Consider the following 23,011-nt stretch of genomic DNA (forward strand, 5'->3'; position numbering starts at 1 on the left):
CGAGTCAGCTGCGCGTCAGGCGGAAGGGGCCGCGGTCCCAGCGCCATTCGTTGCGCAGCACCAGCGCGGCGAAGTCGAGCAGTTCGAGGCCGGACTCCTCGCGGAGCCGCCGCACCTCGCGCCACGTCACCGACCCGCGCTCGACGAGTTCGCCCAGACCGTCTTCGCAGCGGGCGTCCACCTCGCGGCGGGCGAGCTCCGGTAGGCCGAGGCGGCTTCCCGTCCACACCAGCCAGCCCCAGCCCGCGGCATGCGCCCGGCTGCGCGCCGCCGCGGACCTGACGCGGTTGACGTGGAAGGCGACATGGCCGAGTGGTTGCACGTCGATCAGCGCCACCCTGCCGTCGGTGAAACGCGCTGCGACGCTCGGATAGTGGACGCGCTCCGAGCCGTCGATGTCGTAGCGCACCGCGATCGGATGTTCCTGAAACGTCTCGACGGTGTCCGCCGCGTTGAGCGTGCGCAGCAGCCGGGCCTGCAGCGCGGAATCGAAGCCGACGTCGCGACCGACCTTGTCCAGGTAGAACCGGCCGCGTCCCTCGTCGTCGCCGTCGACCGTGCGGGCGGAGCTCGTCGGCAGCGCGGCGGGCGAGCCCGCGGGCCATTCGACCCGCGCGGCCCATTCGCCGATCTCGGTCGCGGCCGCGGGCTCGGCGTCGCGCAGCTTCGCCAACTGCCGGTTCGTCTTCTTCTGCCACGCCATGATCCGCTGCATGACGTAGCCCGCGATCCGCTTCGCGTCCTCGGGAGCGTGCCCCGCGAGCCGCAGCTTCAGATACGACAACTCGTTGGCCGCCAAATCCGTATCGGTCGCGTACGTCTCCACGAGCAGCGCTCGCACCAGCGCCGAATCCCGCCCGTCCACCGGATAGCGCCCCGCGAACACCTCCGCCTCCCGGCCTCCGATCAGCGCCGCCTCCCGCAGCATCTGCCCGACCGCCCGAGTGTGCAACTGCCGCACCCGATCCCGCGCCAGATCGAATCGCGCCCCGATTCGCGCCAACGTCTCCGGTCCCTCCCCGCCGATCCCCAGCCGATACCCCACGATCTCGGCATCCCGCTTCCGCCGCTCCGCATGCGCCCCCACCAGCCCCGCCAACACCTCGTTCACCTCTTCGAGCCCGAGCGACACCTCCTCCCGAATGTCATCCGGAAACGCCACCTCGCCACCCCCTACCGCAACCCCTGACTCACCAGCCACAACCGGCAGCCTAACGAGGGCCCCCGACAACCCGTGGCACTCCACGCAGCCCGGTCGGGACATCGCCGAATTCCCGTGCGCCGTCCCGACCGCGCGGAAACCTCCGCGGCCGTCGCCTCAGTCGTTCCCCGTACCGACGCCGTAGTCCACGCTGGACACCTTGTGTCGATGGGCTTGCCGCTCACTGAGAGCGCCCGGCTGCCACCGGCCGATCAGGGCTGGATGTTTTCCAAATCTTCGAGAAGGCTCGGGTGCCTGGGCTGCCAACCGAGTGCCTGTCGGGTGTGGGCGCTCGACGAGGGCTGATCGGTGGCGAAGATCGGTCCGAGAGGGCCGAACACCTGTTGCGGCACGGCTTCCACGGCAAGCCCGAGCCTGCGACCGATGACCGTCGCGATGTCACGCACGGCGTCGCCGTTGTCGGCCACGGCGTGCCACGCGGTCCCGGCCGGTGCCTTCTCCAGGGCCAGCCGGAGGAGTACGGCCGCGTCGAGCGCATGCACGGCGGGCCAGCGCTGGGTGCCGTCGCCCGGGTAACCGGCCACTCCATTGCGGCGCGCGGCGTCGGTCAGCAGGCCGGCGAATCCGCCTTTGCCCTCGTTGTGCACCGTGCGCGGCATGCGGACGGCCGCGCTGCGGACGCCGCGTGAGGCCAGGTCCAGCACCGACATGACCGAGTGGCTGCGCCCGCCGACGAGTCCGTCGGTCGACAGCGGATCAGCCTCGGTGGAGACGCGGCCCGGCACGAGCGGCGTGCCCGAGACAGTGACGAACGGACGGTCGCTGTCGACGAGTTCCTGGCCCAGAGCCGCCAGAGCGGCGCTCTCCTCGGCGACCGCCTCCGCGACTGCGGCGTGGGTGCTGAAGTCGTGGGTGAAGGCCAGGTGGATCACGCCGTCGGACCGGGCGGCAGCCGCGCGGAGTATGGGCAGATCGGCAAGGTCGCCACGAATCGGCTCGGCACCGGCGGTCTCGAGGGCCGTCGCGGAGGAGTCGGAGCGGGCGAGCGCGAGGACGGTGTGACCGTTGTCGAGCAGTTCGGCAACGACAGCGGAGCCGATCAGGCCGGTTCCACCGGTGATGAAGACGTGCACGTTCTCTCCCTCGAAAGTGATGGGACTGTTGTCTCATCACCGTAGCAGAGTGATGAGACAACAGTCCCATCAATTACGATGACCCCATGGCGCGATGGGAACCTGGAGCACGTGAGCGGCTCGTCGTGGCTGCGGTGGATCTGTTCACCGAGCAGGGATACGACGCCACGACGGTGACGCAGATCGCCGAGCGCGCCGGAGTCACCAAGAGCACCTTCTTTCGGTACTTTCCCGACAAGCGCGACCTGCTGGTGGCCGGACAAGAAGCGCTGAGCCGGCTGCTGGCCGAGGGGATCGCCGCGGCACCCGAGAGAGCTACCCCGCTCGAGGCCGTCGCGGCCGGGCTCGAGCGCGCCTCGAGCGCGATGGGCCCGATGAACCGCGAACTCGGCCCCCGCCTGAAGGCCGCGATCGCCGCCAACGTCGAACTCCAGGAGCGCGACGCCCTCAAGAGCGTCGGTCTCGCGGCAGCCATGACCGACGCCCTGGTCGCCCGAGGTGTGCCGGACCCCCTCGCACACCTCGCGGGCGAGCTGGGCGTGCTCGCATTCAAACGGGGCTATGCCCAGTGGCTGGAAGCCGACCATGACGCCGCGCTGGCGCCGTACACCCTGGCCGCCCTGGAAGACCTGCGAGCGGCGAGCCAGTCCCTCACCTGAGTGGATCCCACGTGCGGCGCCCGGGCCCCTGCGGCACCTCAGGGGCCGCAGTGCCGACCGGAGCGGCTTCGACGTCCGTGGAGTTCCAACTGCGCAGTCGCGCAGGCCTTACGCAGCAGGACGGCGGTGGGCACCAGGCAGACCAGCAGCGCGAATAGGCTGGTCTCCGGCCCGAATGCGCCGCCGGTCAGCAGGGAGGACCCGGACAGTGTGGTTTGCAGCAGGCCGTGGGACGCGGTGCCCGAGCCGGACACCGTGACACCGAAGACACCGGCCTGGATGAAGTTCCAGCCGAAGTGCAGGCCGATCGGCAGCCACAGTGAGCGGGTCGCGACGTAGGCGGCGGCGGTCAGGGTTCCGCCGGTCACGGCGATCGAGAGCGTGCCCAGCAGCGTGGCGTCGACATTGACCAGGTGTGCCGCGCCGAACAGCAGCGCGGACACGACCAGCGCCACCACGGTGCCGGTACGTTCCTCCACGATGCGGAACACGATCCCGCGGAACAGGGTCTCCTCGGCGACCGCAACGGCTGCCATCGCGCCAGCGGTCGCGAGGAACCCGCCGACCGAGCCCCAGGACAGGCCCTGCCAGCCACCGAACGCCGCGATGAGCAGCATCACCGCGGTGAACAGGCCGGACCCCAGCAACATCCCACGCCACAACCAGGACCACGTGCCCGCGGTCGCGAGTTCGGGGACGCTCGGGCGCGACTCGACGGTTCGCGACAGCCAGCGGTAGCCGACCACCCCGGCGCCGGCCAGACCGATCCCCACCGGCAGCGCGAGCGCCGGGACGGGCGCGACGAGCCGGTCGATCCCGGCGAACGCCGCGATCACGCCGAGCAACACCAGCACCAGGACGGGGGACCGGAACCTGCGCAACCGGCGCCGGCCGGTGGACAGTTCAGCGTGGGGGAGCGCGCTGCCCGCACGATCTATGGGTCTCATGATTCCGATCCCTGTCTGCTGGAGGTTTTCGCGATGGCCACGGACGGCGCAACCGACAGTAGGCAGCCGGCGCCCACCGTGACATCACGCTGGAGGGGGCGATGGCGGTAGCTCTGGCGGGGGACGACGACGGTGCCGGATAGCTTCAGAGGTGCGCAGGGTGTCGTCGAGTCACTCGGACTAGAACCGCTCGCTGTCTTCGAACCGCCGATGTCAGTCGTCCTGGTTGGGGGTGTCCGGGTCGCGCAGCGGCCGGCGGGGGTCTCGGAGTCGACGAAAATCCAACGAAGTTCGGGATGTGCACTGGTAGAGGGTGATTCGACAGTTCCGGGTGCGGCGTGGGGTGGTTGGTGCATGGCTTGGCTGCCGATGAGGTTGGTCGGGGTGCCGGAGGGCTGGGTTCGTGGCAACGCGGGTATTCGCGGACGAGGAGTTGCAGCGGCTTCGGGAATTCCCGGAGATCATGGGAGCCGCAGCGCGTCGAATTCTGCCGCCTGGTCGGCAAATCCGCTGATCCGGCCCACGCGCTGGCGGCCGCCACCGACGAATTGCACGAGGCCCTCGGCGAGCGAAGGAATACGGGGCACTGCGCAGAACGATCTACGCCGCGAGTACCTGTCGGATCCGGACTATCGGCGCAAGATCTCTCGCCAGCTCAACAAGCGCGAATCCCTGCACGCCTGGCGGCGCGACTTGCTCTACGCCCACGAAGGCATGATCCGCGCCCGGCATCTGGAGTCCCAGACCGAACAGGCATGGTGTTCGACCTTGGCCACCAACGCCGTGATCGCCTGGACCGCAGAGTATTACGGGGTGGCGGTGGAACAGATGCGCCAGGAAGGGCGGCGCATCGACGACGAGGTGCTCGCACACGTTTCGCCTGGGCGCAGCGAGAACATCAGCTCTTCGGCGCGATCGAGGTCGACATCGACGCCGAACTGGGCCGGCTGGGCCCCACCGGCTACCGACCGCTCCGGGTCCGCGACACCTTGTTCTGATCGACGCTCGGCGCCAACTGTGGGCCCGCGATCCCGAAGCGATTGGCGCAGGCCAGGTCTGGATTGTTTCCATTGCTCACCATTTCGCGGCTAGGCCGGTAGCGTCGAGCACCGTGACAGGGGTGGATATCGTCTCAGCTGAATCTTGTTCTACGACCGATGACCGGTGCCCGCCGTTCGCGGTGGGCACGGTCGCAGCGGTAGCGGCGGTCTTCGGCGTCGTGGCGGCATTGTCCGCGATGCGGTACGGCTACTACTACGACGAGCTGTATTTCATTGCCGCCGGGAAGCGGCCGTCGTTCGGATATGTCGACCAAGGTCCGCTGGTGCCGTTGCTGGCGCGCGCGATGGACTGGTTGTTTCCCGGATCATTTGCGGCATTGCGTATTCCGGCAGTCGCGGCGTCGGTAGCGGTGGTGGTGTTGGGCGCGGTCATCACCCGCGAGCTGGGTGGCGGGCGCGCAGCGCAGGCGCTGACAGCGACGGCTTGCGCGACGTCGGCGTTCGTCCTGGGCCAGGCGCAGACGTTGTCGACCAACGGCATCGACACCCTCTTGTGGGCAGTGCTGGCGTGGCTGCTGGTGCGTTGGGTGCGGACTCGTCACGACGCGCTGCTGCTGACAGCCGGGCTGGTGACCGCAGTGGCAGTGCAGGTCAAATGGCTTGTCCCGGTGTTCTGGATCGCGGTGATCATCGCCGCGGGCTGGTTGGGGCCGAGGGTGTTGTTGCGACGACCGGCACTGTGGTGGAGTGCGGGCATCGTGGTGTTGGCGGCGACGCCGGGCCTGATCTGGCAGGCTCGCCACGGCTGGCCGCACCTGGGGATGGGGTCGGTGGTCCGCGGCCAGACCGGTGGTTTCACCGGCACGTTGTGGTTCGTCCCGTTGACATTGCAATGGTGGGGGCTGCTGGGCGCGGTGGTAATCGCGTGCGGTGTGTGGCAGCTGCTTCGGTCGCCACGCCTTCGTCCCTACCGGTTCTTGGGTGTGGCGTTCCTGCTGACGGTGGCGGTCTTCGCGATCAGTGGCGGGCGCAGCGCCTACGGTGCCGGTGCCTACCCGATGGTGATGGCGGCCGGCGCCGTGGGACTGACCGCCGCGCGCAAGCGTTGGCTGACGATCGCCGCGGTACCGACGGTGGTGCTGTCGGTGCTGGCAGCCGTGGTGTATGCGACGCCGTGGCGGGCCGCGTCACAGTACACCCCCGCGCCCAATCGCGCTGCGGCGCTCAGCCCGTCGGCCTACAGCGAGCTCGGTTGGTCAGAACTGGTAGATGCGACGGCAGATGCCTACCGCACGTTGACACCGCAACAGCAACGCACCGCCGCAGTCGTCACAGAGTGGTACGTGCAGGCGGCCGCTCTCGATCACGGTCGGGCGGGTGCGGGTCTGCCGTCGGTTTTCAGTCCGAATCGCGGCTTCGGCTATTTCGGTGCCCCGCCGGACACAGCCGACACGGTTCTCTACGTCGGCAGTACCGACGCGGATCTGAGCCGCTGGTTCACTTCCGTTGTCCCAGTGCGCCGAATGGACTATCCGCTCGGGATTCCCGGCATCACCAGCGACATCACGATCTGGGAATGCACCGGCCCGAAGCAGCCGTGGTCGGTCATGTGGCCGACGATGCGCAGACTTTGATAATCAGGCCAACGGGTTGAGGGTGTCTCGGTAACGGTGCTGCGCTCAAATGGTCAGCGCATCACCGCTGCTGAGATGCTCAGCGTAGACCGATGCGGCCCAGGCGGCTTGCCTCGTCGGGTTGGTTGGAACTTGTGCTCCTATGGTGCCGAGGATGGTGAACCGCATATACGTCGTTGCTCCTGCAGGCGGCGGGCATACTCAGCGGCTTCAACGGGATCCAAGCTGCGCGGTGGTGTCACAAGGGCACCGCATTCGATAGGGCGCTCGATGGTCGACGAGCCGCCCGGGCCAGTCGACGGGCTACTGGAGCTGCAACCGGTCAGCGCGATGGCTGCTCCTGACACCGCAAAGATGAGATGTGCTCTGTTCCACCGGTCGAGGTGTGACCTCGCTGCCGATGCCCCCCGCGCTTCGCTCATGAAGCGACGCTATCTTCAGGCGATTGAAGCGGACGTCACCCGCCGGTATGAATCGCACCCCCTCCTGCGGAATGACGAGAAGAGGATCGCCCGTCGCCGAGGTGCGCGGCGTAAACCTCTGCGGGACTTCGGAAGCCGTGGATCTTCCGAGGCCGATGCGGGACGGGCCGGGACAGAAACCAAGGACAGCGGGGGACCAAATCGGGGAGGGAAGGGGGCGGGGCGGCGGTCGGTGCAGCGCTGCGGCAGGGCGCGAGCCCGCACGAAAATGTCAGCCGTCAGGCCGCACGAAAATGTCAGTGAGACATGCGCACTGGAGCGCCGCGGCGCCGTAGACAGTCCGGGCGTGAACAGTCAGCTGACCGGAGATTCCGGGGGCATCGAACGAAGCGTTAGATCGATGCCATCGGAACTACAGCCACTGGTGCCCGTGGGCAACCGATGTACCGATCATCTGGGCTCCGGGGATCTTCGCCATTGCGGTGAGACTGCGCTCGTTGTCGGCCCGCACCTCGGTGTGAAAGCTTCTGGCGTGCACCGCCACCGGGTGATCGATTGCGGCCAGCTTGGCGGCGGTTGGGCACGGTGATCGTGTCCAACCGGTCCATTCGACGTGGTCAGCTGACGCTTCGGTCCGGCAGGGCTCAGCCGCGGCCCAGACCGGCGCTCGTGCTCGGGCGGCCGGTGCCGCCGGTCGGCGTGTCAGCGTCCCCGTTCCACGGCCACCAGCGTCTTCCGTTCGTGGTCGACCCGGTAGGACTGCCCGCGCTTCAGTTGCTGCGGGTCGACGCTCAGGACCGCCAGACCGGCCGACGAGCGTGTCGTCGACTGGGGCTATGTCCCCGTCGACGACCTCGAGATCGCCCTGTCCGACGACGAGATCGACAAGGTTGTCCGCCGCGCTGACGGCCGCGGTTACACGCCGCTGTACCTCGCGGTTGATCATGTCGCCGAGCGCATCGGCGTGGACGTGGCTACGGTCCGCTCCTACCGGCACAAAGGGATGCTGCCGGAGCCGGATATGGAGCTGGGCGACCGGGTCGGCTGGCAGTGGCGCACCATCGAATCGTGGATCAAGACCCGCCGTGGCCAGGGCTGGGCTGCTGGGACCACCGCCGACGAGTCCGGCCGCCGACACTGACGGTTTTATGTGCTCTGAGCGGGGAACGCAGTATCGGTGAAGGACGAATTGGAACGTGAAAGCAAATGGGAGGTCGACCAGGTCTTCATTCTTCCGATGCTCGACGACTTCGTCCCCGATAGTCGCGTCGAGGAAACGTCGGTCGAACTCACCAGCACCTATTTCGACACCGCCGAGCACGATCTGCTCTCGCACAACGTCACCCTGCGCCGCCGTGAGGGCGAGGACGAATCGGGATGGCAGCTGAAGATCCCGCACCCACGCGGTCGCCTCGAACTACTCGCCCCGCTGTCGAAGGATCTGCCCGACGATCTCACCGAGATCGTCACCGGAGTCTGCTTGGGAAAGAAGCTGCGAGCGGTCACGCGGATCGACACCCAGCGCAGCCGGCACCGTGTCCTCGGGTCGGATGGTGAACTGATTGTCGAGGTCGACGACGACACCGTGCGAGCGACACCGGCCGACGGGCCCGCGAACGTCCTTGCCTGGCGCGAGGTCGAGATCGAACTGGGCCCGCATACGAACAAGGTCCCGACGGTGCTGGTGGACAGTCTCGCCGAGGCGGGCGCGCACTCGGCGCACTATCCGTCCAAACTCTCGCGCGCTATGCCCGACCGGTCCGAGCCCGCCGTCGGCGACTCCGCGGCGGAAGGTGCGATACGCGCATATCTCTGCACCCAGATCGACGCGATCTTCACCGGCGACGTAGAGCTGCGCCGGGGCCGGGATCCGATCCACGACACCCGCGTCGCGGCGCGACGACTGCGCAGCACGCTGCGGGTGTTCGGCAAGCTGTTGGATCCCCGCGCCGTCGGCGATACGGAGAACGAGCTGAGGTGGTTCGCGGGCCTGCTCGGCGAAGTACGTGACTGCCACGTCCAGCGTCGCCGCCTCGCCGACCGGCTCGGGAAGTTGCCGCCCGAACTCGTCTTGGGTCCGGTGGCGGCGCGTATCGACGCGACGTTGCTGGAGCGGCAGCTGCCGAGCCGCAACGCGCTCGCCGAGGCCATGAATACGCCCCGCTACCTGAAGTTGCTCGCAACCCTGCAGGCGTGGCAGTCGGAGCCGCCGTTCGGTCCTCGGATTCGTCGACGCGAACTGGTCACCCGCGCCCACAAAGCCGCGCGCAAAGCCGATCGCCGCCTCGCGACCGCCCTCGACGATCAGCGAGCCGCGTCATTGCACCGCGCACGCAAAGCCGCCAAACGGGCCCGCTACGCCGCCGAATTGCATAAGCCGGTGCGAAAGTCCGGCCGCGCGAAGTCGAACATCGCGTTTTACAAGAAATTGCAACGCGTGCTCGGCGATTACAATGACGGCGTTGTATCGGCCGAATTCCTCTGGCGCACTGCGACATCCGCAGGCACGACCGTCGGCGAGAACGGCTTCACCTTCGGCCTGCTGTACGCCGATGAGAAGTATGCGGCCGAACGCGCACGGGAGAAGGTCGCCGAGATCGCCGCCGCACGATAGATATCGTGGGCGCGCAGAGGGTGTGACCGCCAACGCGATGCACCGCTGATCGTGATTGTTCGGCAGCGGCGAATCAGATTGTCGCAGTCCGGTTCCCGTCGGGTGTCTTTTTGCCGCAATCAGCGTTATCGCAGAAGATCGACGTCGCTCACTCCGGATCCGTCAAGTCCAGTCCGAGGTGTTCGATGTGGTAGACGGCTTCGTCGAGCAGTAGCGCGACGTGATTGTCGTACCGGCTGTAGATCACGCTGCGTCCGTTGCGTGTGCCGGTGACCAGGCCCACGGCCCGTAACAGCCGAAGTTGATGCGATATGGCGGATTGTTCCGTCTCGACCGCCTCGACCAGGTCGCCGACCGAGCACGGCCCGTGCCGTAGCCGCGTCAGTATCCGCAGCCGACTCGGCGTCGCCAGCGCTTGCAGCGTCGCAGCGAGGGTCGCCGCCGAGTCCGCAGAAGGATCTAGGTCAACTCGTCACGGAAGCAGACATCATCAGGTAAGCAGCTGCTGGTCACCCCTGCTGAGCTCAGGCAGATGCTTGTAGATCGTCGAGCGCGAGACACCGAGCAGCCGGGCCACCGACGAAACGGTCTCCTCCGGCCGAGTCAAGATCGCGCGGGCCTGTCGGATCTGTTCGGCGCTCATAGCTGGCGGCCGGCCGAGTCGTTGCCCGCGGGCGCGGGCAGCAGCCAGGCCCTCTTTGGTGCCTTGGACAATCAGCTCACGGATGAACTCGGCCAGGGCGGCGAAGACGTGGAAGACCAGCCGACCGCCGGGGGTGGTGGTGTCGAGGGCTTCGTGCAGGCTACGGAATCCGATGCCGCGCTTGCGGAGTCCAGCCACGATCGAGATCAGGTCCTGTAGGGATCGGCCGAGCCGATCCAGCGACGGCACGACGAGGGTGTCGCCGGGACGCAGGTACTCCAGGCACGCCACCAGCTCTTCGCGCTCGGCGTTCTTCCCGGACTTCTTGTCGGTGAAGATCCGCTGGCACCCGGCAGCGGTGAGCGCGTGGATCTGACGATCCAGGTTCTGATCCTTGGTGGAGACACGGCCGTAGCCGACCAGGGCCGCGCCTCCACCGATCGGATCGAGGGCGTCGCCGTCGAGAGTGAGCGGAGCGGGGATGTCGAGATCACGTGCAGCGGTGGCCATGTCACGGAGTGTATGAGAAAGGGCCGACAAGAATTGTTGGACACCAATCTTTTTCGACATGTTTTATCGACACATGACCGGTTCGTGCGACCTGGGTGTGACTCGCAGCGATATGTGGCGGTGTTCTCGCACCGTTGGATGGCGCGCCGATGACGAGGACCGTCACGACGTGACGTCGACCAGGACCTTGCCGACCGCGCCGCCTTCGACTGCCCGATGGGCATCCGCGATGCGGTGGAGGGGAAAGCGGACCAGGGGCAGGCCGTGTTGCTCGCCGACCGGCAGGGCGCCGTCGCGGACGGCGGCGGAGACATCTGCGACGGCAGCGGCGCGGACGTCAGGACCGGCGGTGTAGAGCACTATGAACTGCAGGCGGGTGTTGCGCACCATGTTCTGCGCAACGTTCAGTTCGACCGGTTTGCCGCCGTCGTTGGCGTAGATCGAGATCGTGCCGCGCGGACGCAGCACGGCCAGGTCCAGGGGGAGGTTCGTGCCGAGTGCTACCTCGGCGACGATGTCCACGCCGTCAGCAGCGATCGCGCGAATCTCGGCGGCCGGGTCGCCCTCGCGGTAGTTGACCACGTGGTGGGCCCCGGCGGCGGCGGCCAGCCGGGCCTTCTCGGTGTTGCTGACTGTGCTGATCACGGTGGCACCGGCCCAGCGGGCGAGCTGGATCACCGCGTGCCCGACCGCCCCGGCCCCGCCCGCAGCGAGTACCACCTTGTCCGCCAGTGCGCCGGGCCGCAGCCGGCGCGGCCCGTCTTCGGCGACGGTGAGTGCGCGGTGCGCGGTCAGTGCGGGAACACCGAGGGCTGCGCCGACATCGAAACTGGCCTCGTCCGGCAGTGGCACGGCCTGCCCGGCCGGTACGACGGTGAATTCCGCGGCGGTGCCGGTGGGCCGGCCCGCTGCGGCCATGAACAGCCACACCCGCTGGCCGACCACACTCGTATCGCCCCTTTCGCCGACGGCGTCGATCACACCGGCGCCGTCGAGGTGCGGCGTGATCTCCGGGAACGCCATGGCCTGGCCGGCGCGGGCCTGCCAGTCGGTGGGGTTGACCCCGGACACGGCCACTCGGACGCGGACCTCGCCGGGGCCGGGCACGGGCGGTTCGCGGTCGACCAGGTGGAGAACGTCTGGACCTCCGTTGTCGCGGTAGACCACGGCCTTCACGACGCCGCGCCGATCGCGACGTTGTTGGAGCGGGACTCGACGGCGTCGAGGAAGGCCAGTGTGTGCGCGTCGAAGGTGATCTCGCCGACCGCCATATTGACCTCCATGTGGGCGGGGTCGACGGTGCCGGGAATGAGCAGGATATTCGGCGCATGGTGCAGCAGCCAAGCGAGAGCGACCTGGGATGGGGTCACCTCCAGGGATTCGGCCACGGCGTGCACAGCTGGCTCGTCACCGACCTTCGGCAAGCTGGGGAATCCTCCGCCGAGCGGGAAGAACGGCACCCACGCGATGCCCTCGGCCATGCACAGTCGCAGCGTGTCCTCGTCGTCACGGGAAACGAGGCTGTAGGCGTTCTGCACGCAGGCGATGCCAGCCGGCAGGGCGCGGCGCAGGCCGTCGAGGGTGACGCTACTCAGGCCGATTGCGCCGATCTTGCCCTCGTCACGCAGGGCGGTCATGGTCGCCAGCTGGTCGTCGAGGTCGACTACCTGGTCGCCTTCCGGACGCAGTCCGGGGCCGGTATCCAGGCGTCGCAGGTTGACCACCGGGAGTTGGTCGAGGCCAAGGCTGCGCAGGTTGTCCTCGACGCTGGCCCGCAGCTGTTCGGGCTGCTGCGCGATCCGTAGCGGCACAGGCCCGACCGGGTTGGGGTCGGCGCCGATTTTGGTGACGACCAGCACGTCGTCCTCGGGGCGCAGGGCCTGGCGGATCACGGTGTTGGCGAAGCTGAAGCCATAGAACTCGGCGGTGTCGACATGATTGACGCCCAGCTCGACGGCACGCCGGAGCAAGGCGACGGCCTCGTCGTGGCGGTCATGCAGCCGCGAGAGTTGGGCCGCGCCGTAGCCGATCCGAAACACGGAGCGACCGGCGATGGAAGCAGTGGATGTGTTGATGACGAGTCTCCTCAGTCGGTGGTAGCGCGATACCCCACCTTATAGAATTGTAATGACAGATTTCAATAATTGTCAGCCATGCGAGAATATTGACCGATGACTCGTCGCGACATAGGTCCGCGACGCTGGTGACGCGACCAGCCGACAAGGAGACAAGGAGACCCGATGCGCGGGGAGCCGCTCGACGCGGAGACGATTGTGTCGGCCACCGAGGAGCTGCTGCGCCGACACGGTCCGGACAAGACGACGGTGCTCGACGTCGCACGGCAGCTGGGCGTGAGCCACGGCAGCGTGTACCGGCACTTCGCATCCAAGGCCGCGCTCCGCGAGGCCGTGATCCGGCGCTGGCTCGACCAGGTGCGGAACGAACTCGCCATCATTGCGCAGAACTCCGAACTGCCTCCGGCCGAGCGGTTGCGAGCACTGCTCACCACCATGTTCGCCATGAAGTGGGCGAAAGCCGGGGCGGACCCGGAGCTGTTCGCCACCTTCCGAGTGCTGGCGGTCGAGCACAGCGCCGTGTCCAGCGACCATGTCGGCTTTCTGGTCGCCCAACTGCGGGACATCATCATCGACGGTGTCGCCGCCGGCGACTTCGTTACGGACGAACCGGAGATGATCGCACGGGCCGTCCTGAACGCGACGAGCCGCTTCCATGATCCGAAACACGCTGCGGAATGGGACTTTCCCGAGACCGAAGCCGAATCCGCTGCGGTCGTCTCACTTGTCCTCGATGGCCTCCGGGCCCGGTGACGTCCCCAAAGTGACGTTGGTCCGCAGTGACGGGGCAGCTGCTGCCCTGAACTAGAGGTGCCTGACGCGCAGACCGTCCTGCAATCGGCTACTTATGGAGGTTCACGTCAACGGGTGAGAAAGTGCGACGGTTCGGACAACTGCCATCAGCGTCCGGATACGAACGTCACGAGACACTCTGGGGTGCTGAAGATTCCCGCAGGTCGGATGCCGCCGAATCTGTAAAGGTTGCCGTGTACGCGGCAATGTCAACATGTCGGGGGTTCGCAATACACTGCGCCGCATGCGAATCGGCTATGGACGGGTCTCGACCCGCGATCAGCATCCGGAGGCCCAGCACGACGCACTCACCGCGGCCGGCTGCGAGCAGATCTTCCTCGACAAGGCGTCGGGGAAGCTGGCCTCGCGGCCTGAGCTGAGCAAGGCGCTGCTGGTGGCCAACCGGCCCGGAGACCAACTGGTGGTCACCAAACTCGACCGGCCCGGCCGCTCCCTCGAGCACCTGATCGAACTGTCGAAGACCCTGCAGGACCGCGGTGTGGATCTGGTGGTCCTCGACCAAGGCATCGACACCTCCACCGCTGTCGGGCGCATGTTCTTCCAGATCCTCGGCGCCATCGCCGAATTCGAGCACGCCCTGATGTCCGAACGCACCCGTGACGGCCTGGCCGCCGCCCGCGCCCGCGGCCGCACCGGCGGACAGAAACCCAAACTCGGACCCCGACAGGTGGATCTGGCGCGGCAGATGTACGACGAGCGCGGCAAGCGCCGCTACACCGTCGAGCAGATCGCGGCCGAGTTCGGTGTCACCCGCCCCACCATTTACCGGCATCTCACCGCTGCCACAGCGAAAATGGAGGCGTGACTGCGGTCGGGTTGGCCGAACTGACCGACGCGGCTCGTCGGCAGGCGATGAGCCGCTTCGAGGTACTGCGGCCTCATATCGAGGACGGGGTTCCACTGATCCGCGCGGCGGGACAGGCGGGCGTGCCGCCCGGACCGCGCAGCGGTGGCTGCAGCGCTACCGAACTGCCGGCCGGCCTGGCCGGGCTTGCCCCGGCCCGACGACGGGCGACCGGCCGGCGCACCGACCCGGAGTTGGTGCGGCTGATCGAGGGCATGGCGCTGCACCGACCGTGCCCGTCGCTGGCGACGATCACCCGCCGCGCCGCGCGCGTCGCCGCGGCACAGGGGTGGAAACCGGTGTCCTACAACACTGTCCGATCGATCGTCACCGCGATCGACCCGGCGATGACGACCCTGGCACACGACGGCGCCGCCGCCTTCCGCGACACCTGCGAACTGGTCTACCGCCGCCGCGCCGACCACCCGAACGCGATGTGGCAGGTCGACCACACCCAGCTCGACATCCTCATCGACGACAGCGGGACTGCGAAGCGGCCCTGGCTGACAGCGGTCCTCGACGACTGCTCGCGGGCAGTGCCCGGCTACACCGTCACCCTGGGCGCACCCTCGGCGTTGAACACATCCCTGGCACTGCGCCAAGCGATCTGGACCAAACCCGATCCCACGTGGCCGATGTGCGGGATTCCCGAGATCCTCTACGTCGATCACGGCGGCGACTTCGTCAGCGATCATCTCGCTCAGGTCGCCGCCGACCTGAAGTTCCAGATCGTGCACTCGGCCGTGGCGCGACCCCAGGGACGCGGGAAGGTCGAGCGGTTCTTCGGCAGCATCAACACCGAACTGCTGACCGAGCTGCCCGGTCACCTCGTGGGCGGCAAGCCGGTTACCCCGCCGGCGCTGTCGCTGCGTCAGCTCGACGAGGCGATCGGGGCGTTCATCACCACCTATCACCGGCGCGTCCACTCCGAAATCGGTGTCACTCCACAGGATTGCTGGGTCGGACACGGCTGGTTGCCGCGTATGCCCGAGGATCTCGAGCAGCTCGATCTGCTGCTGGTGCGGGTCGCCGCAGCGCGTGTCGTGCACCGCGACGGCATCCACTTCCAGGGTCTGCGCTACCTGCATCCCGCCTTGGCCGCCTACGTCCGCGAATCGGTCACCATCCGCTACGACCCGCGCGACATCACCGAGATCCGGGTCTTCCACAAAAACCGGTTCCTGTGTAAGGCCGTCAGCCCCGACCACACCGGAGACACCATCGGGCTCAAAGACATTCAGGCCGCCCGCCGCGCCTACCGACGCCGGATCCGCGACCAGATCAACGAACGCATCGCTGTGGTCACCGACTACCTGCCTGCACCCGATCGCCCGCCTGTGCCATCGAAACCGGCGAAACCTCCTCCAGCACCGCCGCTGCGCGCCTACCGCGAGGACTGACTATGCCCGCGCCACGGAACTGGCCGTTCATCGCCACCAAGGAACACCGCCGCTTCGTCGAGTTCGCCGACACCGTCAGACGCGACCGGACCATCGGAATCTGCTACGGCGCAGCAGGAATCGGGAAGACACTCTCGGCAACCCGCTACGCACGCTGGGACAAGGCCGAACACCTGCTCACCAGCTGGGGGCCGCGCGAGGAATCCGACAAAGACGTCTACGCCGCCCTGTCCCGCTCGCGCACCGTGTTCTACACACCCACCGTCGCCGGACCCCTGCGCGAACTACGCGACGACATCAACAGCTCTACAGCCGCGTCAACATCTGCATCGACCAGCATATAGCCCCCGGCCGGCGCGTACACGAGACGGTCGACTACATCGAGCTGGTCGTCATCGACGAGTCCGAACGCTCGGCCAACGCCATCGAACACCTGCGTGACCGCTACGACCGCGGGGATCACGGGCTGCTGTTCATCGGCATGACCGGCATCGAGAAGACCTTCTCCCGCTACCCGCAGCTCTACAGCCGCGTCGGATTCGCCCACCACTACCGGCCCCTGTCCGGTGAAGAACTCACCTTCGTACTGTCCCGGCACTGGCACAAACTCGGCCTCGAACTCGACCCCGACGACTTCACCGACGCACAGGCCGTCGCCGCGGTCGCCCGCATCACCGGCGGCAATTTCCGCCTCCTGCAACGACTCTTCGCTCAGATCCACCGCGTGTCGAAGTTGCTTGTCGACCAGCGGTATTCGGCATCAGGGCGCAGGTGGTCTGCGATGACGCGGACGATGGTTGCGCGCACCTCATGATCGTTCTGCCGGTACTCGAAGTGGTCCTCGTCTTCTCCAGCATCTCCTCCGACTATGCGTTTCTGCACGTGTTTGGTCTGGTGGTTGCCGCCGAGTTCGGGGCTGTAGGGCAGCCGCAAGTAGCCGCACAAAACGTCGATGCACTGCTGGCGGTGTAGCCCGTCGGATTCGTCGGCGACACCGGCCATCGCGTACACCCCGGCGATGCGAACCGCGACATCGGTGGCACCGAGTTGGGCGGCCGCGGCGCCGAAGCGTTCGACGAACCGGCTCTGCTCGAGATCACGCTGGCGCCGGTAGGCGATGACCAACGCGACCACACCACCGACTCCGGCGACGACGGTCAACGCGACCCGGGTGACGTCGATCTCGGCTGCGGCCTTGCTCGCGTCTACCGGGGTGATCCAGCGCAGGAACCCGTAGGCGGCGAAGGCCACGACCAGCCCGGCGGCCAGCGCAAGACCGACCGCGGGAAACAACCGGATCCGACCCGCCCAGCGACCCGCGCCCTTGCTGCTGGTGTCCATCCGCGCCCGCAGCGCGGTCGACTTCGTACGTGCTTGCGCGCCAATGGCGCTCACCCACCCGAGCATCGCTCGATTCTGCTCGAAACCGCGCTATCCCACCCGCTAGTTCGCACTCTCCAGGCGGGCCTCTCCGGGACACCAGTGGCTGAAAATCGATCGATTCTCAACATCCGGTGCCACCGACAACTGCTCATTTGGAGGCAAACCCGGAGGTCCGGGGCCTGTTACGGGTCATCGCTCTCGCCCACCCGGCGCTCAGCGAAACGACCGACCGAACCGACGGGGCCAGGCCCAGTAGGTGATCGACATTGCGGGTCGACACCACCTGCTGGCCCTGGACGTGTGTCGGGTCAGCCTCCGGCTCCCTGGTAGGAACGTGGAGCTTGTCGGCCGGGTTCTTCGCGCTGCGCGCGTCGCTGATGGCCGTAGCAGGGCTCCAGCTGGCGGTGTTGCTGGTGGCGGTGGGCCATAGGTTTCGGTGGCGCCGAAGGGCAATGCCTTGCGTGCTGGGGGGTGTTTGGGCGTACTCGCTGGGCACAAACAAAATCAGACCCGGTGGAAACCGGGTCTGACCTCGTGAGACGGTGGTGCGCGATACTGGGATTGAACCAGTGACCTCTTCCGTGTCAGGGAAGCGCTCTCCCGCTGAGCTAATCGCGCGAGGTGGAGACGGGAATCGAACCCGTGTGCACGGCTTTGCAGGCCGTTGCCTCACCACTCGGCCACTCCACCGCGCAAAGGGGGAAGGCTGTTTACACTGCCTGGCCCTACCTCTCGAGCGGATGACGGGATTCGAACCCGCGACCCTCACCTTGGCAAGGTGATGCGCTACCAGCTGCGCTACATCCGCATTTGCATCTCGGGGGCTTTCGTTCTGGCCTCCTCGGTGCGAGACAGAACATTAGCCGACGCCCGGTGAAAGGTACAAATCCGCTGGTAGAACGCCTGGAAACGGCGAAGTTGCGAGTGTGGCGGGTGCGGCCGGTGGGGTGTGGGGGACTGGGGAGGTGTGTGCGCCGCGTTCCGAACGCTCCCACCGACGGTCATCGCGAGTGTCATCGGGCGGGCCGGAGCTCTCCAGGTGCCTGCCGACTCGCGGCTGTCGGTTCGAAGGGCGGCGGGCCTCTACCGGGCGGCGAGAATTCCCTTCGGGACGGACACTCGGGATTCGGTCGGTCGCCTCGACGTAGAGCCGCGGGGGCGGTACGGGGCCGCGCCAAGTCTCACGAGTCTCATCCGCAACACGACGAATCGGTGCTGTCCAGGTGGCGATTTGGTGGCTGACCGGTAGAGCGTGCTAATGTTCCATCTCGTTCGGACGGCACCGAGTCGCCGCTCGAACGGAGAGTTCGGTCTCATAGCTCAGCGGGAGAGCGTCCGCCTCACACGCGGAAGGTCGCTGGTTCGATCCCAGCTGGGACCACTCAAAAGCCGCAGGTCAGCGCTATTTCGAGAGAATGGCGTGGCCTGCGTGCAATAAACGTGCGACAAGTTTTACGAGATTCTCGCGCTCGACTCGGGCTGGCGTTCCCTATCGACATCATCGAATGTGACTCTTGTCATAGCTATGCAGGCGCGCAGTTGCTTGCTTTCGCTGCGTAGGGCGGAGGCACTTCGAGCTTCGAGGGCACCAGCGCGGTCGATCGCGAGGGGGATCTCGCGCCGTCTTTCAACGCAGCGGACGCATAGCTTTGTCGACGTCTTCGACCGCAATGCGTATCTGCCCCCTGAACCTGTAGGCTGGCAGGTTGCCATCGGCAATCATCCGCCTGATCGTGTCCTTGCTCACACTCGCCCGCTCGGCTGCGAACTTGATCGACACGTAGCGGCTCGTGATTTGAGCTGATCGATTCTTGCTCCCGCCGGTCCCGGGTGCTGCCCGTCCAAGACGACGATCATCGGGCTGGGTTCGCCCGCCGTTGTCCCTCATCTTTCTGGGCTCCAGGATTCTGCTGGGAAGCTGACAGCTGCACTGGCCGTCCTAGCATGTCGCGCCGGGCTATGGAGCAAACCGTCGAACTGGAGGAGTGAGTCTCTGTCCCGGTCGGGTTCGCGCCGAATGTCCTGGACCGCAAAGTGATCCGGCACCTGTGGGCCAGACCGTGGTTCAGCGGTCGTGGACGCCGAGGAAAGGAGGCCGCAGTTCTTGCTCGTAGGGCGAGACGTCGGCGTCCGGTGGTCGCGCGTCGACGCTTGGTGGTCGGGCTGTGGCTGGACTGGAGGGATCGAAGGCACGGGACGTTCACTTTCTGCCCGTCTAGCCTGATCACCCCAATCCATGAAACCTGAACTTCTGTGTTGGCGCAACGACCCGCTGGTGTCCGACCTTCCGTCGGAGGTTCGAGTCCCCTTAGCTCCACTCGAAAATGGCTTGGTCAACGACCGGGCCATTAGTCTTGTTGCAGGTCCGCGTCGCCACCGCGGTCACCACTTGCCGCTTTCGTCACCGGCCGCCGTCGGACCGCGTTGTCGCCGACGCTCATCTGCACGACGCCCTGCGGGATCTGCAGAACTGCCCAGAAGCGGTGTATGGGAGACGGAAGATGGTGCACTACTTGCGAAGACAGGGATTCGACGTGGCGTTTTGCACCGTCGACCGGCTCATGGGTCAACTCGGCCTGACTGGCGTGGTGCGGGGCTGACGGCGTGGGTGTCTATCCCTGTGTCGGTAGCAGGTGCTGTAGTGAAGTGCAGGTGATGTCCGCCCGACGGCCGCGGCTCGGTTGCGCACAGGAAGGTCGAATGAAAGTGAATGAAAATCCGGCCGGTGCGTAGCGAACCCGCTGGTCAGGAAGTGTCGTCCCCACACGAGTGGGGGTGAGCCCACATTGCAGCGCTGCGCAAGACGATGACGCTGGTCGTCCCCACACGCGTGGGGGTGAGCCCGGCTTCGTCAACGGATTCTCGGCTCCCGTGGTGTCGTCTCACACGCGTGGGGGTGAGCCGAGGGAAGAGCCGGTAGAAGTCGGCAGCGAGAGCCCCTGCTGTTATGGGCTCTGCTCACCTGCCGGTTCGGATCGCGACCATATCGCCCGCCTGCCGGAGTGCACAGTCTGCTGGATTGGGACGATGCGCAGTGGAAGGCGTGCAGTGGAAGGCGTTCTGCCGCCCGAAGCCCGCGAACTACGACACCTTGTCGCTGGCGTTCATCAAGGACACCCGATTCGAGTTGCGGGCGTTGCTGATCGAGGCCGGATCCATGGGCCGATCAATATCCTCGCCAACAATGGGACCTCAAACACCTCGGACTGAACACCGCCGACGTCCGGCGCCTGCGGTTCGGCGGCATCACTCTGGGCTGGCTCAACGAATTGGTTCGGCGTTGGTGCCGATGGCGGCTGACCCGTGAGCTGAATCCCGCGACGATCGCGATCAACCTCCGAGGCTGCCAACTGCTGTCGGAATACCTCGTCGACGCGGTCGGCGAGGGGGCGGCACCGGCGGAGTTGACCCGCGCTCGCCTCGAGGGGTGGTTGGCCCAGTTGCAGACCAAGGTCCCCGATCCGGTGACCCGGGGCGCGATGATCGCCTCGATCAGTGCGTTCCTCGCCGATGTCCACCGTCACGAGTGGCAGCTGGAGTTGCCGCGCAACGCGCTCATCTACGACGACATGCCCGAACGTCCCCACCCCAAGCCGCGCTTCATCGCCGAACACATCATGCGCCAGATCGAATCCCCGCAGTCCCTGGAGCAGTTCCCGTCGCCGGACGGCCGCCTGATCGTCGAGATCCTCATCAACTGCGGACTGCGGCTCAAGGACGCGCGGACCCTGCCGTTCGAGTGCGTCGTCCGTGACGAGGACGGCAACCCCTACCTGGCCTGGCTCAACCGCAAGATGGCCGACCGGCCCGCGTTCTTCCCGCTTTCCGACGATCTGGCAGGCAAGATCGTTGCTCAGCAGCGGGCAGTGCTCGAACGGTTCCCGGCCGGATCGCCGTGGTTGTTCCCCGCGGTCCACAGCAACATCGACGGCAGCCGATATGCCAGTAGCACTCGACTACGCGACCAGCTGGATCGCTGGTTGCAACAATTGGCGCTCGTCGATGAACACCAGCGGCCGATCCGAGTGACCTTCCATCAATTCCGGCACACACTGGGCACCAGGCTGATCAACGCCGACGTCCCCCAACCGGTCGTCCAGGCGCTGCTGGATCACATGTCACCGGACATGACCGCGGTCTATGCCCGACTGCACAACGACACGTTGCGCGAGCACTGGCTCAAAGCCGTCAAAGTCGACGCGGACGGGCGCCCGGCGACGATCGCCACCGATCATCCACTCGCAGACGCGGCATGGGCGAAGCTGAGCATGGTGCGCGCGAAAGTCACTCTGCCCAACGGCTATTGCGGCGCTCCGGTGCAAACCGACTGCGAATACGCCAATCCGTGCCTGGACTGCCGGTTCTTCATCACCACCACCGACTTCCTCGATCAACACCGCCGCCAACGCCAGGACACCCACCGCATGATCAACGACGCCCAGGCCGCCGGCCTGGCGAGGGTGGTGGAGAAGAACACCCGCACCCTGAACAAGCTCGACGCCATCATCGGCGCGCTCGAATCCGTCGAGACCGGCCAGATCCTGGCCGGCGGAAAGGTCCAAGACCTCGATGCCACCGGCTGACAACACCCGATACCTCCTGGAAGCGACCCAGCGCCGCAGCGACGACGCCCGCCGCCGCGCCGAAGCCGCGATCACCTCCGCAGCCCGGCACAAAGACCGAGCGGCCACCGTCGCGGGCATCGCCAAGACCGCTGGCGTCTCACGATCGTGGCTCTACACCCAGACCGACCTCGTCGACGCGATAGACACTCTCCGCCAACGCGATACAGCCTGTCACACGAACCGAGCGTCGGCGGAATCGTTGCGGACGCGCCTGGAAGCAGCCGACAAACGCAACAAGCAACTGCGTCATCAGATCGCCCAACTCACCGAACAACTCGAAGTCGCCTACGGCGAGATCCGCGCGCTACGCAACGCACAGCCGCACTGACCGTTTCCCGAGCCCCGACGAGCCGCTCGCACCGGACCGGTGTTTGAACGCGGTCCAGTGCGGATGGCATCGTGGTCGCTCATGGCTGAATTCCGTCTTGCTGTCGATGATTCGATCGAGCTGGCCGAGATGCTGACCTTCCTCGACGATTGGCTGGCAGGGGCAGGTCCGGGGGTGACGCAGTCCTTTTCACAGTTCGTCGGCTCCGACGGATATTCCGTCGAGGAGTTGCGGTCGGATCTCGACCGGTTCATCTCGCTTCTGGGTGGCAGTCCTGTCAGCGAGCGAACGGTCCAGGCCGAGCCGTTCTAGCCGAGCGCGACGTCGCCGAGGGCGTCAGAACCCGGGTTCGTCGCCGTTGAAACCCGCCCCCCGCGCCGGCGAACGCGCTATCCCCGCTGGCAACGGCAGAGCCCCACGGATCGTCACTTCCACCCTTGCTGGTGAAACCGCCGCCAGCGGCGGGCGCAGTGCCGCGACTGTTGCGATTGACCCGAGACACTTTCGCCGTCGCGTAGCGCAAGGACGGACCGATCTCATCGATATCGAGCTCAACAACGGTGCGCTTCTCGCCCTCGCGGGTCTCATACGAACGCTGCTTCAATCGCCCACTCACTATTACACGTGAGCCCCTGGTCAGGCTCTCCGCGGCATTCTCCGCAGCCTCGCGCCAAACGTTGCAACGCAAGAACAGGGCGTCGCCGTCTTTCCACTCGTTCGCATTCCGATCGAAAACTCGAGGCGTCGAGGCGACGGTGAAATTCGCTACTGCCGCTCCTGCGGGCGTGAACCTCAACTCCGGGTCAGCGGTCAGATTA

General features: G+C 66.7%; 21 protein-coding genes, 4 tRNA genes and 3 pseudogenes. 14 read left to right on the forward strand and 14 right to left on the reverse strand.

Annotation, left to right across the window (positions count from 1 at the left end):
* Window positions 1-4: 4 nt before the first annotated feature.
* Window positions 5-1,162, reverse strand: a complete 1,158-nt coding sequence (locus AC3EO7_RS27210; RefSeq protein WP_431970930.1) for a sigma-70 family RNA polymerase sigma factor — start codon at window positions 1,160-1,162, stop codon at window positions 5-7.
* 251 nt (window positions 1,163-1,413) lie between these two features.
* On the reverse strand, window positions 1,414-2,295 hold the full coding sequence (locus tag AC3EO7_RS27215; RefSeq protein ID WP_431970931.1) for an SDR family oxidoreductase: 882 nt from the start codon (window positions 2,293-2,295) through the stop codon (window positions 1,414-1,416).
* A gap of 86 nt (window positions 2,296-2,381) precedes the next feature.
* Here AC3EO7_RS27215 and AC3EO7_RS27220 point away from each other — a divergent pair, with 86 nt between their 5' ends.
* Window positions 2,382-2,954 (forward strand): TetR/AcrR family transcriptional regulator, encoded by a 573-nt coding sequence (locus AC3EO7_RS27220; protein ID WP_435592749.1) that lies wholly within the window; start codon window positions 2,382-2,384, stop codon window positions 2,952-2,954.
* A gap of 38 nt (window positions 2,955-2,992) precedes the next feature.
* Here the strand turns inward: AC3EO7_RS27220 and AC3EO7_RS27225 are convergent, their stop codons facing one another.
* Complete coding sequence (locus tag AC3EO7_RS27225; protein ID WP_435592750.1) at window positions 2,993-3,901, reverse strand: CPBP family intramembrane glutamic endopeptidase; 909 nt, start codon at window positions 3,899-3,901, stop codon at window positions 2,993-2,995.
* Between the two features lie 568 nt (window positions 3,902-4,469).
* Here AC3EO7_RS27225 and AC3EO7_RS27230 point away from each other — a divergent pair.
* From AC3EO7_RS27230 to AC3EO7_RS27245, 4 genes and pseudogenes are all read left to right on the forward strand, one after another.
* A pseudogene (locus tag AC3EO7_RS27230) lies at window positions 4,470-4,899 on the forward strand (Tn3 family transposase); the annotation flags it as partial.
* 182 nt (window positions 4,900-5,081) lie between these two features.
* Window positions 5,082-6,536: an ArnT family glycosyltransferase gene (locus tag AC3EO7_RS27235; RefSeq protein WP_435592751.1), complete on the forward strand. Its 1,455-nt coding sequence runs from the start codon at window positions 5,082-5,084 to the stop codon at window positions 6,534-6,536.
* A gap of 1,386 nt (window positions 6,537-7,922) precedes the next feature.
* The gene (locus tag AC3EO7_RS27240; RefSeq protein WP_435592752.1) at window positions 7,923-8,099 is read left to right on the forward strand and encodes a hypothetical protein; all 177 of its coding nucleotides are present in this window, start codon (window positions 7,923-7,925) and stop codon (window positions 8,097-8,099) included.
* A 36-nt stretch (window positions 8,100-8,135) separates the two neighbouring features.
* Window positions 8,136-9,572 (forward strand): CYTH and CHAD domain-containing protein, encoded by a 1,437-nt coding sequence (locus AC3EO7_RS27245; protein WP_435592753.1) that lies wholly within the window; start codon window positions 8,136-8,138, stop codon window positions 9,570-9,572.
* Window positions 9,573-9,720: 148 nt separating this feature from the next.
* Here AC3EO7_RS27245 and AC3EO7_RS27250 read toward each other — a convergent pair.
* From AC3EO7_RS27250 to AC3EO7_RS27265, 4 genes and pseudogenes are all read right to left on the reverse strand, one after another.
* Window positions 9,721-10,023 (reverse strand): annotated as a pseudogene (locus tag AC3EO7_RS27250) (ArsR/SmtB family transcription factor); the annotation flags it as partial.
* Window positions 10,024-10,062: 39 nt separating this feature from the next.
* Window positions 10,063-10,725, reverse strand: a complete 663-nt coding sequence (locus AC3EO7_RS27255; RefSeq protein WP_435592754.1) for a recombinase family protein — start codon at window positions 10,723-10,725, stop codon at window positions 10,063-10,065.
* Between the two features lie 162 nt (window positions 10,726-10,887).
* Window positions 10,888-11,901, reverse strand: coding sequence for an NADPH:quinone reductase (locus tag AC3EO7_RS27260; protein WP_431970937.1), 1,014 nt, complete (start codon window positions 11,899-11,901; stop codon window positions 10,888-10,890).
* A complete protein-coding gene (locus tag AC3EO7_RS27265) occupies window positions 11,898-12,764 on the reverse strand; it encodes an aldo/keto reductase (protein WP_435592755.1) in 867 nt (288 codons plus the stop codon). Before AC3EO7_RS27265 ends, AC3EO7_RS27260 begins: the two co-directional genes overlap by 4 nt.
* 201 nt (window positions 12,765-12,965) lie before the next feature.
* Here AC3EO7_RS27265 and AC3EO7_RS27270 point away from each other — a divergent pair, with 201 nt between their 5' ends.
* From AC3EO7_RS27270 to AC3EO7_RS27285, 4 genes are all read left to right on the forward strand, one after another.
* Window positions 12,966-13,553, forward strand: coding sequence for a TetR/AcrR family transcriptional regulator (locus tag AC3EO7_RS27270; RefSeq protein WP_431970938.1), 588 nt, complete (start codon window positions 12,966-12,968; stop codon window positions 13,551-13,553).
* 283 nt (window positions 13,554-13,836) lie between these two features.
* Window positions 13,837-14,418 (forward strand): recombinase family protein, encoded by a 582-nt coding sequence (locus AC3EO7_RS27275; RefSeq protein WP_435592756.1) that lies wholly within the window; start codon window positions 13,837-13,839, stop codon window positions 14,416-14,418.
* Window positions 14,415-15,857, forward strand: coding sequence for a Mu transposase C-terminal domain-containing protein (locus AC3EO7_RS27280; RefSeq protein ID WP_435592757.1), 1,443 nt, complete (start codon window positions 14,415-14,417; stop codon window positions 15,855-15,857). Before AC3EO7_RS27275 ends, AC3EO7_RS27280 begins: the two co-directional genes overlap by 4 nt.
* Before the next feature lie 2 nt (window positions 15,858-15,859).
* Window positions 15,860-16,201: an AAA family ATPase gene (locus tag AC3EO7_RS27285; protein ID WP_435592758.1), complete on the forward strand. Its 342-nt coding sequence runs from the start codon at window positions 15,860-15,862 to the stop codon at window positions 16,199-16,201.
* Here AC3EO7_RS27285 and AC3EO7_RS27290 read toward each other — a convergent pair.
* From AC3EO7_RS27290 to AC3EO7_RS27310, 5 genes are all read right to left on the reverse strand, one after another.
* The gene (locus AC3EO7_RS27290; protein ID WP_435592759.1) at window positions 16,108-16,578 is read right to left on the reverse strand and encodes a hypothetical protein; all 471 of its coding nucleotides are present in this window, start codon (window positions 16,576-16,578) and stop codon (window positions 16,108-16,110) included. The two genes, AC3EO7_RS27285 and AC3EO7_RS27290, sit on opposite strands and share 94 nt — an antisense overlap.
* On the reverse strand, window positions 16,569-17,252 hold the full coding sequence (locus tag AC3EO7_RS27295) for a hypothetical protein (RefSeq protein WP_435592760.1): 684 nt from the start codon (window positions 17,250-17,252) through the stop codon (window positions 16,569-16,571). Before AC3EO7_RS27295 ends, AC3EO7_RS27290 begins: the two co-directional genes overlap by 10 nt.
* 531 nt (window positions 17,253-17,783) lie before the next feature.
* Window positions 17,784-17,858, reverse strand: a tRNA-Val gene (locus AC3EO7_RS27300).
* A 1-nt stretch (window position 17,859) separates the two neighbouring features.
* Window positions 17,860-17,930: transfer RNA gene (locus AC3EO7_RS27305), tRNA-Cys, on the reverse strand.
* A gap of 45 nt (window positions 17,931-17,975) precedes the next feature.
* Window positions 17,976-18,048 (reverse strand) — tRNA-Gly (locus AC3EO7_RS27310).
* 501 nt (window positions 18,049-18,549) lie between these two features.
* Between AC3EO7_RS27310 and AC3EO7_RS27315 the strand changes: the two genes are divergently transcribed.
* Window positions 18,550-18,621, forward strand: a tRNA-Val gene (locus AC3EO7_RS27315).
* A 246-nt stretch (window positions 18,622-18,867) separates the two neighbouring features.
* Here AC3EO7_RS27315 and AC3EO7_RS27320 read toward each other — a convergent pair.
* On the reverse strand, window positions 18,868-19,020 hold the full coding sequence (locus AC3EO7_RS27320) for an excisionase family DNA-binding protein (protein ID WP_435592761.1): 153 nt from the start codon (window positions 19,018-19,020) through the stop codon (window positions 18,868-18,870).
* Between the two features lie 544 nt (window positions 19,021-19,564).
* On the opposite strand from AC3EO7_RS27320, the gene AC3EO7_RS27325 reads away from it, so the two are divergent.
* The 4 genes from AC3EO7_RS27325 to AC3EO7_RS27340 all read left to right on the forward strand — a co-directional run bounded on the left by AC3EO7_RS27325 (window position 19,565) and on the right by AC3EO7_RS27340 (window position 22,505).
* Entirely contained in the window at window positions 19,565-19,840 is a 276-nt protein-coding gene (locus tag AC3EO7_RS27325; RefSeq protein WP_435592762.1) for an IS3 family transposase, read from the forward strand.
* A gap of 669 nt (window positions 19,841-20,509) precedes the next feature.
* Window positions 20,510-21,823, forward strand: coding sequence for a tyrosine-type recombinase/integrase (locus AC3EO7_RS27330; RefSeq protein WP_435592763.1), 1,314 nt, complete (start codon window positions 20,510-20,512; stop codon window positions 21,821-21,823).
* Window positions 21,810-22,193 (forward strand): DUF6262 family protein, encoded by a 384-nt coding sequence (locus tag AC3EO7_RS27335; protein WP_435592764.1) that lies wholly within the window; start codon window positions 21,810-21,812, stop codon window positions 22,191-22,193. Before AC3EO7_RS27330 ends, AC3EO7_RS27335 begins: the two co-directional genes overlap by 14 nt.
* A gap of 81 nt (window positions 22,194-22,274) precedes the next feature.
* On the forward strand, window positions 22,275-22,505 hold the full coding sequence (locus AC3EO7_RS27340) for a hypothetical protein (protein WP_435592765.1): 231 nt from the start codon (window positions 22,275-22,277) through the stop codon (window positions 22,503-22,505).
* A gap of 58 nt (window positions 22,506-22,563) precedes the next feature.
* Here AC3EO7_RS27340 and AC3EO7_RS27345 read toward each other — a convergent pair.
* A pseudogene (locus AC3EO7_RS27345) lies at window positions 22,564-23,011 on the reverse strand (single-stranded DNA-binding protein); the annotation flags it as partial.

It is taken from the genome of Nocardia sp. bgisy118 (genome assembly GCF_057708605.1).

Bases quoted from the DNA above. Each gene is read 5' to 3' on its own strand.
- AC3EO7_RS27270 (WP_431970938.1), top strand. From the start codon at position 12,966: ATGCGCGGGGAGCCGCTCGACGCGGAGACGATTGTGTCGGCCACCGAG.
- AC3EO7_RS27340 (WP_435592765.1), top strand. From the start codon at position 22,275: ATGGCTGAATTCCGTCTTGCTGTCGATGATTCGATCGAGCTGGCCGAG.
- AC3EO7_RS27275 (WP_435592756.1), top strand. From the start codon at position 13,837: ATGCGAATCGGCTATGGACGGGTCTCGACCCGCGATCAGCATCCGGAG.
- AC3EO7_RS27220 (WP_435592749.1), top strand. From the start codon at position 2,382: ATGGCGCGATGGGAACCTGGAGCACGTGAGCGGCTCGTCGTGGCTGCG.
- AC3EO7_RS27335 (WP_435592764.1), top strand. From the start codon at position 21,810: ATGCCACCGGCTGACAACACCCGATACCTCCTGGAAGCGACCCAGCGC.
- AC3EO7_RS27325 (WP_435592762.1), top strand. From the start codon at position 19,565: ATGGCTTGGTCAACGACCGGGCCATTAGTCTTGTTGCAGGTCCGCGTC.
- AC3EO7_RS27255 (WP_435592754.1), bottom strand. From the start codon at position 10,725: ATGGCCACCGCTGCACGTGATCTCGACATCCCCGCTCCGCTCACTCTC.
- AC3EO7_RS27225 (WP_435592750.1), bottom strand. From the start codon at position 3,901: ATGAGACCCATAGATCGTGCGGGCAGCGCGCTCCCCCACGCTGAACTG.
- AC3EO7_RS27285 (WP_435592758.1), top strand. From the start codon at position 15,860: ATGCCCGCGCCACGGAACTGGCCGTTCATCGCCACCAAGGAACACCGC.